This window comes from Pseudomonas brassicacearum, assembly GCF_918698105.1.
Lineage (GTDB): Bacteria > Pseudomonadota > Gammaproteobacteria > Pseudomonadales > Pseudomonadaceae > Aquipseudomonas > Aquipseudomonas brassicacearum_F.
On the sequence record NZ_CAKKMI010000070.1, the window covers coordinates 1 to 12,333 of the forward strand.

A 12,333-nucleotide genomic window follows, 5' to 3' on the forward strand; every position below is an offset into this window, starting at 1 on the left:
CGCGATAGCGGCTTAACATTCAGCAGATGTGCTGGCTGATACACCGCTATCGCGAGCAAGCTCGCTCCCACAATTAGTCCTGCAGCGTGACTTGGTTTTGAGCAAAATCCTGCAGTTGCGGGTAGAACAACCGAAAGTCTTCGCTCAACGGCTCATAGAGCCTGATCAACTCCGGCATCGCCCCAGCCAGCTCCTCGGGGCGGGACAAGCGGCGGGAAATGCCGCGCAACACCTGCCCCAGCACCTCGAACTCCTGATAAGACCCCAGCCAGTCGTCCGCCGCCATAAACGGCGCGATGTGCGCCAGGCGTCCCGGCAGCTGCGGTTCGGTGCCGAGTACCTGGTACACCCGGGAAGTGAAGTCCAACAGCGGCCCTTCGCCGTACAACGTCCAGTCCCGGGCCAGGCAGTGGTCGAAAAACACGTCGAGCACGATCCCGGCATAGCGCCGTCGCACGGTGGAAAAGCGCGACAGGGCGATGTCCACCAAGGGATGGCGGTCGGTGTACATGTCGATGCGCCGATGCAAGGCAATCGCCGCTTCGATCCGCGGGTCGAATTGCCCTTGCAGCGGGCCCTTGACGAAATCGCCGTAGAGGCTGCCGAGCAGTTGTTCCCGGCCAGGGCCGCCGAGGTGCAGGTGCGCGAGATAGTTCATGGCCGCAGCTTAGCACCACCCCGCCAATATCGTTATAACCCGATATAGCGATTTGTTCGGCATTCAGATCAAATCCATATTGGTATATCGCGAAATAACGATTTAAGGTTCGCTCCATCGCGATATAGCGTTTTATCAACCCCGAGCTTGCCACCATGACCCTCGACCTCGACGAAATAATAAAAGCCCTGGCGCACCCAGTACGGCGAGACATCCTCAACTGGCTCAAAGACCCCAAGGTCCAGTTCCCGGAACAGTTGCACAACCACGAATTCGGCATTTGCGCCGGGCAGATCGACCAGCGTTGCGGCCTGTCGCAATCCACGGTGTCTGCGCACTTGGCGGTGTTGCAACGGGCGGGGCTGATCACCAGCCAGAAGGTCGGTCAATGGCACTTCTTCAAACGCAACGAGGACGTGATCCAGCAGTTCCTCAAGCAAATGAGCCAAGAGCTCTGACCTGACAAGGACCTCATCATGCCCCTCTCACTCCTGATCCTGGCCCTGAGCGCCTTCGCCATCGGCACCACCGAGTTCGTCATCATGGGCCTGTTGCCCGACGTGGCGGCCGACCTGGGCGTGTCGATTCCCGGCGCCGGCTGGCTGGTGACCGGCTACGCCCTGGGCGTGGCCATCGGCGCGCCGTTCATGGCCCTGGCCACCGCGCGGCTGCCGCGCAAGGCCGCCCTGGTGGTGTTGATGGGGATCTTCATCGTCGGCAACCTGCTTTGCGCCATCGCCAGCGACTACAACGTGCTGATGTTCGCCCGAGTCGTCACGGCCCTGTGCCACGGCGCGTTCTTCGGTATCGGTTCGGTGGTGGCCGCTGGCCTGGTGGCGCCCAACAAGCGCGCCTCGGCCGTGGCCTTGATGTTCACCGGCCTGACCCTGGCCAACGTGCTCGGCGTACCGCTGGGCACCGCCCTGGGCCAGGAAGCCGGCTGGCGTTCGACCTTCTGGGCAGTGACTGTCATTGGCGTCATTGCGCTGATCGGCCTGATTCGCTTCCTGCCAGCCAAGCGCGATGAAGAAACACTCGATATGCGCTCGGAACTGGTAGCGCTCAAGGGGGCCGGCCTGTGGCTGTCCCTGAGCATGACCGCGCTGTTCTCCGCCTCGGTGTTCACCCTGTTCACCTACGTCGCCCCGCTGTTGGGTGAAGTGACCGGCGTATCGCCCCGTGGCGTGACCTGGACCCTGGTGCTGATCGGCCTGGGCCTGACCCTGGGCAACATCATCGGCGGCAAGCTGGCGGACAAGAGCCTGGCGAACACGCTGATGGGCGTCTTCCTCACCATGGCCGTGGTGTCCACCGTATTGAGCTGGACCAGCGTGGCGCTGATCCCCAGCGAAATCACCCTGTTCCTCTGGGCCACCGCCTGCTTCGCCGCCGTGCCGGCCCTGCAAGTCAACGTGGTGACCTTCGGCAAAGATGCGCCCAACCTGGTGTCCACCCTGAACATCGGTGCCTTCAACATCGGCAACGCCCTGGGCGCCTGGGTCGGCGGCAGTGTCATCGACCATGGCCTGGGCCTGACCTCCGTGCCCCTGGCCGCCGGCGCGCTGGCCGTGCTGGCGCTGCTGGTCACCCTGATCACTTTCCGCCAGGGCGGCAATGCCGACCTGGCGCCGGCAACTCACTGACTTTTAACCCCTTCCACTTTCGAGGTTGTATTTCATGGCGACTATTTTCGACCCCATCAAACTCGGCGACATCGAGTTGAAGAACCGCATCATCATGGCCCCGCTCACCCGCTGCCGCGCCGACGCAGGTCGCGTGCCCAACGCGCTGATGGCCGAGTACTACGTGCAACGCGCCTCCGCCGGCCTGATCCTCAGCGAAGCAACCTCGGTCACACCGATGGGCGTGGGCTATCCGGACACCCCGGGCATTTGGTCCAACGACCAGGTGCGCGGCTGGTCCAACGTCACCAAGGCGATCCATGGCGCTGGCGGCAAGATCTTCCTGCAACTGTGGCACGTGGGCCGGATCTCCCATCCGTCGTACCTGAACGGCGAGACCCCGGTGGCCCCCAGCGCGATCCAGCCCAAAGGCCACGTGAGCCTGGTGCGTCCGCTGGCCGACTACCCGACGCCGCGCGCACTGGAAACCGCTGAAATCGCCGACATCGTCGAGGCGTACCGCGTCGGTGCCGAGAACGCCAAGGCCGCCGGTTTCGACGGTGTGGAAATCCACGGCGCCAACGGCTACCTGCTCGACCAGTTCCTGCAAAGCAGCACCAACCAGCGCACCGACCAATATGGTGGTTCCCTGGAAAACCGTGCCCGCCTGCTGTTGGAAGTAACCGACGCGGCCATTGAAGTCTGGGGCGCCGGCCGGGTTGGCGTGCACCTGGCACCGCGCGCCGACGCCCATGACATGGGTGACGAGAACCGCCTGGAAACCTTCAGCTACGTGGCTCGCGAGCTGGGCAAGCGTGGCATCGCCTTCATCTGCTCCCGCGAGAAGGAAGGCGATGACAGCATCGGCCCGCAACTCAAGCAGGCTTTCGGCGGCCCATACATCGCCAATGAACGCTTCACCAAGGACAGCGCCAATGCCTGGCTGGCCGAAGGCAAGGCCGATGCCGTCGCCTTCGGTGTGCCGTTCATTGCCAACCCGGACCTGCCGGCACGCTTGAAAGCCGACGCGCCATTGAATGAGGCGCATCCGGAAACCTTCTATGGGAAAGGCCCGGTGGGGTACATCGACTACCCCGTTCTTTGATCCACTGGAAAGTAATAAGCCCTGCCTCGAAAGAGCCAGGGCTTTTTTATTGAACTTCAATATCCAGTCAAACTTTCAAACTTTCTAAAAAACCCTCGATTACGCATATTAGCCTCCCGAACAAAACGATACAGCCATTCGCCCCCATTAACTTTTCATATCAAGATGGAACTCGACATGAATGATGCGACTAAAAACAGCGCTCACCTCGAAGATAGCTCTCTCAAGGAACTGCTCCAGAACTTTAATTACGCGCCTTTGGACATCTTGTACAAATACGCGGCGTCACTTGATACGGACGACACCATGGAGATACTCAGAGCCCTTGCAAAACAGGCGCAACAGAAAGATGAGGTAGACAACAGGGTTCAAACCTGGGAAAGGGAAGACATTCAGCCAAAGCGTACCCGCCTGGTGGTGCAGATCAATAACCATACCGCTCATGCTTTTACGGCGAATACCAGCACGATCGATTTAAGCGCAAGCGAGCAGCGTTTCATTGATATTCGTCCCTGGGACTTCCTGACTTTTAAGTTTGACTTCATTTACTCCAGGGGGCTGGGCAGCCGCAGCAAGGACATCTACCGACACTTTATCAAGTTCGGCGACAACGCCGTGGGTTTCCGCCTTGACGTTGGTCTACGCGTCAACTCGTCCTTCGGCGTTATCACCCCGACGTTGACCCCCATCCGGACACACAAAGTCACGTCCACCGGCACGACCCCAGTCGACTGTGCGGCACGCATCACTTACGTGGCGAGTGAAGAACCCTACAGCTTTACTCTGGAACTGACGCTGACCTGAACAGGCCATTGCGTCAGGCTACCCTGGCGGGACGGCCTATAGTTTTTGGCGGCCTGTCGACCGACGCGTCATGAACGAAACAAAATTTGTACAAAATCCGCGGTCGACAGCCTATCAACCGCAGCAATGTCGGTTTATAACAGCCTCCTCGTGCGCAGGCGTTGACACGAACCGACTCGATTACGCATTTTGTTTCATTGGCGCAGGCTAGGACTTAGGTGCAGCATGTCCAGCCCGATGTCCACCCAGCGCTCGGCCTCACCCGCCAGCGCGAAACTGTCCGGGGCCAGCAGCCACTGATAGAGGATGCCGTCGATATAGGCATGAATGGCGACCGCCGCCCTTTCGGGATTCAGGTCATCCGGCAACTGGCCACGTTTCATCGCGTTGCGCAGCGATAAGGCAATACGCACGTTACAGTCAAGGCTGACCTGGCGCCGCTGCTGGCGCAAATCGCACATTTCATCGGTGAATTCGCACTTATGGAACAGAATTTCGTTAATGCGCCGGGTTTTCGGGTCCAGGGCCACTTGTTGGAACAACCGCACCAACAATTTACGTATACACCCCAGGGGATCAAGCTCTTCCTCGTTTTCGCTGGCGCGTGCCAGCTCGTCAAGCGGCTCATGCAAGGTATCGAGCATGGCCTGGAGCAGGTCCGCCTTGTTGCTGAAATGCCAGTAGATGGCACCACGCGTCACGCCGGCGAGCGTCGCGATATCGGCCAGCGTGGTACGCGCCACGCCTCGCTCGAAAAAAGCTTTTTCGGCCGCTTCGAGTATCTGGCTGCGCGTCTCCAGGGCTTCCTCTTTGGTACGACGAACCATGGCAGTGAACACCTCAATCAGGATGCGTAAGCGATGCGTAAGGATCAGCAGGACAATCTGTAAGCGGCGCCTATGAGCACGCGTCCTCGGTCCGCATCGGCCTTTGTAAGGCTTGTGTAAATCCGGATGGTACGCAATTTGGCTGTTTACAAACAACCGTGTACGTAAGTATATTTCTTAGCATCCTACTAATTGCTTATCTTGCTCTTTTTCCACTTTCCATTTTCAAATGCGCCTGTTACGCGCCTGGCCCCGAGGATTTCCATGCAATTGAAGCCAGCTGTTACCGCTCTGGTTACCGCCATCGCCCTGGCATCGCTGCTCAGCGGATGCAAAAAGGAAGAGGCGGCACCTGCCGCACCACCCCCTCAGGTCGGCGTCGTAACCCTCAAGACCCAACCCTTTACCCTGACGTCGGAGCTTCCGGGGCGCACCAGCGCGTTCCGCGTCGCCGAAGTGCGGCCACAGGTCAACGGCATCATCCTCAAGCGGCTGTTCAAGGAAGGCGCTGATGTCAAGGCCGGCCAGCAGCTGTATCAGATCGACCCGGCCGTCTATGAAGCGAACCTCAAGAGTGCCGAGGCCAACCTGCGTTCCACCAAGTCGATTGCCGATCGCTACAAGCAACTGGTGGACGAACAGGCGGTGAGCCGTCAGGAATACGACACCGCCGTGGCCAACCGCCTGACGTCGGAAGCCAATCTGCAGACTGCCCAGATCAATGTGCGCTACACCAAAGTCTACGCGCCGATCTCCGGCCGTATCGGTCGTTCCGCGGTGACCGAGGGCGCGTTGGTGAGCAATGGTCAGGCCGACGCCCTGGCAACTATCCAGCAACTGGACCCGATCTACGTCGACGTGACACAGAGTTCGGTCGAGCTGCTGCAACTGCGCCGTGAGCTGGAAAGCGGCCGTCTGCAAAAGGCCGGCGATAACGCCGCCATGGTCAAGCTGACCCTGGAAGACGGCAGCCAGTACCCGCACGAGGGCAAGCTGGAATTCTCCGAAGTGTCGGTCGACCAGACCACCGGCTCGGTGACGCTGCGCGCCGTGTTCCCGAACCCGGACCACACGCTGCTGCCGGGCATGTTCGTCCATGCACAACTGCAGGCCGGCGTGAACAGCGCGGCGATCCTCGCCCCGCAGCAAGGCGTGACCCGCGACCTCAAAGGCATGCCAACTGCCCTGGTGGTAGGCCCGGACAACAAGGTCGAACTGCGTCAGCTCAAGGCCAGTCGCACCGTCGGCAGCCAGTGGCTGATCGAAGATGGGCTCAAGGCCGGCGACCGCCTGATCACCGAAGGTTTGCAATACGTACGGCCCGGGGTGGAAGTCAAAGCCACCGAAGCCACCAATGTCGATGCCAAGAACCCGGCCCCCGCTCAGGCAGCTGATAAAGCAGCCGGCGGCAAAGGGGAGTAAACCATGTCGAAATTTTTTATCGACCGTCCGATTTTCGCTTGGGTGATTGCCCTGGTGATCATGTTGGTCGGGGCTCTATCGATCCTCAAATTGCCAATCAACCAGTACCCGAGTATCGCGCCACCGGCCATTGCGATCCAGGTGACCTACCCGGGTGCGTCCGCACAAACCGTGCAGGACACCGTGGTGCAGGTGATCGAGCAACAACTCAACGGCATCGACAACCTGCGTTATGTGTCCTCGGAAAGTAACTCCGACGGCAGCATGACCATCACCGCGACCTTCGAACAGGGCACCAGCTCCGATACCGCGCAGGTCCAGGTCCAGAACAAGCTGAACCTGGCTACCCCTTTGCTGCCGCAAGAAGTGCAGCAGCAGGGTATCCGCGTGACCAAGGCCGTGAAGAACTTCCTGATGGTGATCGGCGTGGTGTCGCGCGACGGCAGCATGACCAAGGACGACTTGGCCAACTACATCGTGTCCAACCTGCAAGACCCGATCTCGCGTACCGCCGGTGTCGGTGACTTCCAGGTCTTCGGCGCCCAGTACGCCATGCGTATCTGGCTCGACCCGGCCAAGCTGAACAATTTCAACCTGACGCCGGTGGACGTGAAAAACGCCATTGCCGCGCAAAACGTCCAGGTATCGTCCGGCCAGCTCGGCGGCTTGCCTGCCCTGCCCGGCCAGCAACTGAACGCCACCATCATCGGCAAGACCCGCCTGCAAACCGCCGAGCAGTTCAAGGCGATCCTGCTCAAGGTCAACCCGGACGGCTCGCAAGTGCGCGTCGGCGATGTGGCCGATGTCGGCCTGGGTGGTGAGAACTACAGCGTCAGCGCCCAGTTCAACGGCGCCCCGGCGTCGGGTCTGGCGGTAAAACTGGCCAACGGCGCCAATGCCCTCGACACGGCCAAGGCCCTGCGCAAGACCATCGACGGCCTCAAGCCGTTCTTCCCGCAGGGCATGGAAGTGGTGTTCCCCTATGACACCACGCCGGTGGTGAGCGAGTCGATCAAGGGTGTGGTTGAAACCCTGGTCGAAGCGGTCGTGCTGGTGTTCCTGGTGATGTTCCTGTTCCTGCAGAACTTCCGCGCCACCATCATCACCACGATGACCGTGCCGGTGGTACTGCTGGGTACTTTCGGGATCCTCGCGGCATTCGGCTTCAGCATCAATACCCTGACCATGTTCGGCATGGTGCTGGCTATCGGCTTGCTGGTGGACGACGCCATCGTCGTGGTGGAAAACGTCGAACGGGTGATGAGTGAAGAAGGCCTGTCACCCAAGGAAGCCACCAAGAAATCCATGGGCCAGATCCAGGGCGCCCTGGTGGGTATCGCCCTGGTGCTTTCGGCGGTACTGCTGCCGATGGCGTTCTTCAGTGGCTCCACGGGGGTGATCTACAAGCAGTTCTCCATCACCATCGTCTCGGCCATGGCCCTGTCGGTCATGGTGGCGTTGATCTTCACCCCGGCCCTGTGCGCCACCATGCTCAAGGCGATCCCCAAGGGTGAGCACGGCACGCCGAAACGCGGCTTCTTCGGCTGGTTCAACCGCAACTTCGACCGTGGTGTGCGCAGCTACGAGCGTGGCGTGGGCAATATGCTCAAGCACAAGGCCCCGTACCTGCTGGCCTACGTGCTCATCGTGGTTGGCATGATCTGGCTGTTCACCCGCATCCCGACGGCGTTCCTGCCGGAAGAAGACCAAGGCGTACTGTTTGCCCAGGTACAAACGCCGGCGGGCTCCAGTGCCGAGCGTACCCAGGTGGTGGTGGACAAGATGCGTGAGTTCCTGCTGCGTCCCAGCAAGGACGGCGGTGAAGGCGATGCCGTGGCCTCGGTATTTACCGTGACCGGCTTCAACTTCGCCGGTCGTGGCCAGAGCTCCGGCATGGCGTTCATCATGCTCAAGCCGTGGGACGAGCGTAACGCCGACAACAGCGTGTTCAAGCTCGCCGCCCGCGCCCAACAGCACTTCTTCACGTTCCGTGATGCGATGGTGTTCGCCTTTGCTCCGCCAGCGGTACTGGAGCTGGGTAACGCCACCGGTTTCGACGTGTTCCTGCAGGACCGTGCCGGCATTGGCCACGATAAGTTGATGCAAGCCCGTAACCAGTTCCTGGGCATGGCATCCCAAAGCAAGATCCTGTCCCAGGTGCGCCCAAACGGGCTGAACGACGAGCCGCAATACCAACTGGAAATCGATGACGAGAAGGCCAGCGCGCTGGGCATCACCTTGTCGGACATCAACAACACCCTGTCGATTGCCCTGGGCAGTAGCTACGTGAACGACTTCATCGACCGCGGTCGGGTGAAGAAGGTGTATGTGCAGGGTCAACCCGGCGCTCGCATGAGCCCCGAAGACCTGAAGAAATGGTACGTGCGCAACAGCGCCGGGACCATGGTGCCGTTCACGGCGTTTGCCAAGGGCGAGTGGGTCTATGGCTCGCCGAAACTGGCTCGATACAACGGCGTGGAAGCGATGGAAATACTGGGCGCCCCCGCCCCGGGCTACTCCACTGGCGAAGCCATGGCCGAAGTCGAAGCCATCGCCAAGAAGCTGCCGGCCGGTGTTGGTATTTCCTGGACGGGCCTGTCCTACGAGGAACGTCTGTCGGGCTCCCAGGCGCCAGCGTTGTACGCCTTGTCGCTGCTGATGGTGTTCTTGTGCCTGGCAGCGCTGTATGAGAGCTGGTCGATTCCGATCGCCGTGATGCTCGTGGTGCCCCTGGGGATCATCGGCGCCCTGATGGCGACCAGCCTGCGCGGCCTGTCCAACGACGTTTACTTCCAGGTGGGCCTGTTGACGACCATCGGCCTGGCGGCGAAAAACGCCATTCTGATCGTCGAGTTTGCCAAGGAACTTCATGAGCAGGGCCGCACGCTGGTGGAAGCCGCCATCGAAGCCTGCAGGATGCGTCTGCGGCCAATCATCATGACGTCCCTGGCATTCGTCCTCGGGGTAGTCCCGCTGGCCATTTCCACCGGCGCCGGCTCGGGCAGCCAGCACGCCATCGGTACCGGCGTGATTGGCGGTATGCTCACCGCTACCATCCTGGCAATCTTCTGGGTGCCATTGTTCTTCGTGACGGTGTCGTCAATGGGTCGTCGCAAACCTACCGACCCGAACGACACTCCTGAAACTTCTAAAGAGGCTGGCCAATGAGCAAGTCGCTACTCTCCCTGACCATCGCCGCCGCCGTGCTCAGCGGTTGCTCGCTGATCCCCGACTATCAGCGGCCGGAAGCACCGGTCGCGGCGCAATACCCGCAAGGCCCGGCCTACGAGGCGGCCAATGCGCCCGGCCAGGCCGCCGCCGAGCAAGGCTGGAAGCAGTTTTTCCATGACCCGGCGTTGCAACAGCTGATCCAGGTTGCCCTGGAAAACAACCGCGACCTGCGTGTCGCGGCGTTGAACATCGATGCCTACGCCGCGCAATACCGTATCCAGCGCGCCGACCTGTTCCCGGCGGTCTCGGCCACCGGCTCCGGCAGCCGCCAGCGGGTACCGGCACGGGCTTCGCAAACCGGTGAAGCGGCCATCAGCAGTTCGTACTCGGCGACCTTGGGCATCAGCGCCTATGAACTGGACCTGTTCGGTCGGGTTCGCAGCCTGAGCGAGCAAGCGCTGCAAAGCTATTTCGCCACCGAAGAAGCCCGTCGCAGCACCCAGATCAGCCTGGTGGCCAACGTCGCCAATGCCTACCTGACCTGGCAAGCCGACAAGGAACTGCTCAAGCTGACCCAGGAAACCCTTGGGGCCTACGAGCAAAGCTTCAAGCTGACCTCGCGCAGTGCCGAAGTCGGCGTGGCCTCGGCCCTGGACCTGAGCCAGGCGCGCACCGCCGTGGAAAACGCCCGCGTGCAACTGGCGCGCTACACCCGCCAGGTCGCCCAGGATGAAAACAGCCTGACCCTGCTGCTGGGCACCGGCCTGCCGGCCAACCTGACCTCGCAGCCGTTGAGCGATGACTTGCTCAGCGAAGTGCCGGCCGGGCTGCCGTCGGACCTGCTGCAACGTCGTCCGGACATCCTCCAGGCCGAACGCAACCTGCTGGCCGCCAACGCCAACATCGGCGCCGCACGGGCCGCGTTCTTCCCGAGCATCAGCCTGACGGCCAACGCCGGCACCTTGAGTCCGGACCTGTCCGGTCTGTTCAAGGGTGGTTCGGGCACCTGGACCTTCGCCCCGCAAATCAACCTGCCGATCTTCAACGCCGGCAGCCTGCGAGCGAGCCTGGACTACGCCAAGATCCAGAAAGACATCAACGTCGCGCAGTACGAAAAGTCGATTCAGACGGCGTTCCAGGAAGTCTCCGACGGCCTGGCCGCGCGCCAGACCTACAACGAACAGTTGCAGGCCCAGACCGACTTCGTCGCCGCCAACCAGGACTACTACCGCCTGGCCGAGCGTCGCTACCGCATCGGTGTCGACAGCAACCTGACCTTCCTCGACGCCCAACGCCAGTTGTTCAGCGCGCAGCAGTCGCTGATCACTGACCGTCTTGCGCAACTGACCAGTGAGGTCAATTTGTACAAGGCACTGGGCGGTGGCTGGAATGCCGAGGCGGGCAAGAACGAACCGGTGAAAGAAGAAGCGCCGAAGATGAAGTTGTTCTGATTGATGTTTGAACGCTGAACATGAAGCCCACCGAAAGGTGGGCTTTTTTGTTTTTAATCGCTTCCGAGTTCAACACACAAACCTGTGGCGAGGGAGCTTGCTCCCGCTGGGCCGCGAAGCGGCCCCAAAACCTGCCAAATGGGGAGCATCAGACACACCACACCCGCCGGTTTACGACTGCTTCGCAGCCGAGCGGGAGCAAGCTCCCTCGCCACAGATCCATCATTTTTCTTGAATGAACCGCATTGCACCGAAGGTGGGCTTTTTGTTTGTGTCTGCTTCAACACCGACTTGGCTAACGCGGATCGATGATATCCAGCGCTCGATTAGCCAACATTTCACTCAGCTCGATCATCTGCACCCCGCCGAGCGCGACATGCCGCCGCGAGCCTTCCAGGTCGAACGCCAGGTCGTTGACCGATGTTTTTTCATAACGGCGCTCCTGCATCAATTGGAGCCCGAGACGTGGGTCCGGGCGCTGGCGCCTAACAAATTCGGCGGGCTTGCAGTCCCGGTCGCTGGATTGGCAGCGACACGTACAAGCTAGAGATACCGCTTCCGAGCAGCAACCTTAAAACCTCGTCGGAAAAATCGCCGCGTCTGTCAGGCCGGCCACAAATCTTGTGGGAGCGAGCTTGCTCGCGATGGCGGCCTGACAGCTGGCTTTGCTCTTGTTGACTGGGTACATATCCGTTTTCGTGGTAACGGCGACTTAGGGTTTCGCCCTTACGGCGAGTCACTTTCGAAAAGCGCGAAAGTAACCAAAGCGCTCCTGCCCCACCACTCGGTGCCTCGCCTAGGCTCGGCATGCCCGCACTCCGGCATTGCTCCGTGGGCCGCCGCGAAGGGCCATCCATGGCCCAGCGCGGCTACCTCGGCATCCATGCCGAGGTGCCCACGGAGCAATGCCTGCGTGCGGCCATCGTGGTTAACGGGGCGCCTGAGATCAACGTCCACCGCGAGGCGGCCTAGTAGCCGACCTGGTTCTTGATGGGGACCGCGTTCCTCCTGTGGGAGCGGGCTTGTTCGCGAAGAGGCCGGCAAATTCAACATCTCCACCGACTGTGACACCGCCTTCGCGAGCAAGCTCGCTCCCACACGTGGATTGAAGTACAGCCGCCAGAGCTAGGTCGGTTGTCAGGCCGCTTTCGCGAGCAAGCTTTGCTCCCACAGGAGCTGCTCAAACAGATCTGATGGGTGTACGACCAGAAGAGCCAGGTCGGCTACTAGGCCGCCTCGTGGTGGACGTTGATCTCAGGCGCCCCGTTAACCA

The 12,333-nt window shown here is 61.0% G+C and carries 10 protein-coding genes and 1 pseudogene; 8 read left to right on the forward strand and 3 right to left on the reverse strand.

Annotated features, from left to right (window positions below):
* Positions 1 to 73: 73 nt before the first annotated feature.
* The gene (locus LQ215_RS22880) at positions 74 to 658 is read right to left on the reverse strand and encodes an ACP phosphodiesterase (protein WP_230152699.1); all 585 of its coding nucleotides are present in this window, start codon (positions 656 to 658) and stop codon (positions 74 to 76) included.
* 155 nt (positions 659 to 813) lie between these two features.
* Between LQ215_RS22880 and LQ215_RS22885 the strand changes: the two genes are divergently transcribed.
* From LQ215_RS22885 to LQ215_RS22900, 4 genes are all read left to right on the forward strand, one after another.
* Positions 814 to 1,116 (forward strand): ArsR/SmtB family transcription factor, encoded by a 303-nt coding sequence (locus tag LQ215_RS22885; RefSeq protein WP_014336977.1) that lies wholly within the window; start codon positions 814 to 816, stop codon positions 1,114 to 1,116.
* Positions 1,117 to 1,134: 18 nt separating this feature from the next.
* Positions 1,135 to 2,301, forward strand: coding sequence for an MFS transporter (locus LQ215_RS22890; RefSeq protein WP_057449692.1), 1,167 nt, complete (start codon positions 1,135 to 1,137; stop codon positions 2,299 to 2,301).
* Positions 2,302 to 2,335: 34 nt separating this feature from the next.
* The gene (locus tag LQ215_RS22895; protein ID WP_230152700.1) at positions 2,336 to 3,385 is read left to right on the forward strand and encodes an alkene reductase; all 1,050 of its coding nucleotides are present in this window, start codon (positions 2,336 to 2,338) and stop codon (positions 3,383 to 3,385) included.
* 177 nt (positions 3,386 to 3,562) lie between these two features.
* Complete coding sequence (locus tag LQ215_RS22900) at positions 3,563 to 4,189, forward strand: hypothetical protein (RefSeq protein WP_230152701.1); 627 nt, start codon at positions 3,563 to 3,565, stop codon at positions 4,187 to 4,189.
* A 194-nt stretch (positions 4,190 to 4,383) separates the two neighbouring features.
* Here LQ215_RS22900 and LQ215_RS22905 read toward each other — a convergent pair whose 3' ends face one another.
* On the reverse strand, positions 4,384 to 5,016 hold the full coding sequence (locus LQ215_RS22905; RefSeq protein WP_230152702.1) for a TetR family transcriptional regulator: 633 nt from the start codon (positions 5,014 to 5,016) through the stop codon (positions 4,384 to 4,386).
* Between the two features lie 264 nt (positions 5,017 to 5,280).
* Here LQ215_RS22905 and LQ215_RS22910 point away from each other — a divergent pair, with 264 nt between their 5' ends.
* Genes LQ215_RS22910 through adeC form a run of 3 tightly spaced genes read left to right on the forward strand, consistent with a single transcriptional unit; the run spans position 5,281 to position 11,060 of the window.
* Positions 5,281 to 6,438, forward strand: coding sequence for an efflux RND transporter periplasmic adaptor subunit (locus tag LQ215_RS22910; protein ID WP_230152703.1), 1,158 nt, complete (start codon positions 5,281 to 5,283; stop codon positions 6,436 to 6,438).
* Between the two features lie 3 nt (positions 6,439 to 6,441).
* Positions 6,442 to 9,606, forward strand: a complete 3,165-nt coding sequence (emhB, locus tag LQ215_RS22915) for an efflux RND transporter permease subunit EmhB (RefSeq protein WP_230152704.1) — start codon at positions 6,442 to 6,444, stop codon at positions 9,604 to 9,606.
* Entirely contained in the window at positions 9,603 to 11,060 is a 1,458-nt protein-coding gene (gene adeC / locus LQ215_RS22920; RefSeq protein WP_230152705.1) for an AdeC/AdeK/OprM family multidrug efflux complex outer membrane factor, read from the forward strand. The genes emhB and adeC overlap by 4 nt, the downstream gene beginning before the upstream one ends.
* Positions 11,061 to 11,355: 295 nt before the next feature.
* On the opposite strand, the pseudogene LQ215_RS22925 reads toward adeC, so the two are convergent.
* A pseudogene (locus LQ215_RS22925) lies at positions 11,356 to 11,478 on the reverse strand (DUF6124 family protein); the annotation flags it as partial.
* A 389-nt stretch (positions 11,479 to 11,867) separates the two neighbouring features.
* Here LQ215_RS22925 and LQ215_RS22930 point away from each other — a divergent pair.
* The gene (locus tag LQ215_RS22930) at positions 11,868 to 12,032 is read left to right on the forward strand and encodes a hypothetical protein (RefSeq protein WP_230152719.1); all 165 of its coding nucleotides are present in this window, start codon (positions 11,868 to 11,870) and stop codon (positions 12,030 to 12,032) included.
* Positions 12,033 to 12,333 lie beyond the last annotated feature (301 nt).

Excerpts from the sequence above, each read along its gene's own strand:
- LQ215_RS22930 (WP_230152719.1), top strand. The coding sequence starts at position 11,868 with ATGCCCGCACTCCGGCATTGCTCCGTGGGCCGCCGCGAAGGGCCATCC.
- LQ215_RS22885 (WP_014336977.1), top strand. The coding sequence starts at position 814 with ATGACCCTCGACCTCGACGAAATAATAAAAGCCCTGGCGCACCCAGTA.
- LQ215_RS22895 (WP_230152700.1), top strand. The coding sequence starts at position 2,336 with ATGGCGACTATTTTCGACCCCATCAAACTCGGCGACATCGAGTTGAAG.
- LQ215_RS22900 (WP_230152701.1), top strand. The coding sequence starts at position 3,563 with ATGAATGATGCGACTAAAAACAGCGCTCACCTCGAAGATAGCTCTCTC.
- LQ215_RS22890 (WP_057449692.1), top strand. The coding sequence starts at position 1,135 with ATGCCCCTCTCACTCCTGATCCTGGCCCTGAGCGCCTTCGCCATCGGC.
- LQ215_RS22880 (WP_230152699.1), bottom strand. The coding sequence starts at position 658 with ATGAACTATCTCGCGCACCTGCACCTCGGCGGCCCTGGCCGGGAACAA.
- LQ215_RS22910 (WP_230152703.1), top strand. The coding sequence starts at position 5,281 with ATGCAATTGAAGCCAGCTGTTACCGCTCTGGTTACCGCCATCGCCCTG.
- adeC (WP_230152705.1), top strand. The coding sequence starts at position 9,603 with ATGAGCAAGTCGCTACTCTCCCTGACCATCGCCGCCGCCGTGCTCAGC.
- emhB (WP_230152704.1), top strand. The coding sequence starts at position 6,442 with ATGTCGAAATTTTTTATCGACCGTCCGATTTTCGCTTGGGTGATTGCC.
- LQ215_RS22905 (WP_230152702.1), bottom strand. The coding sequence starts at position 5,016 with ATGGTTCGTCGTACCAAAGAGGAAGCCCTGGAGACGCGCAGCCAGATA.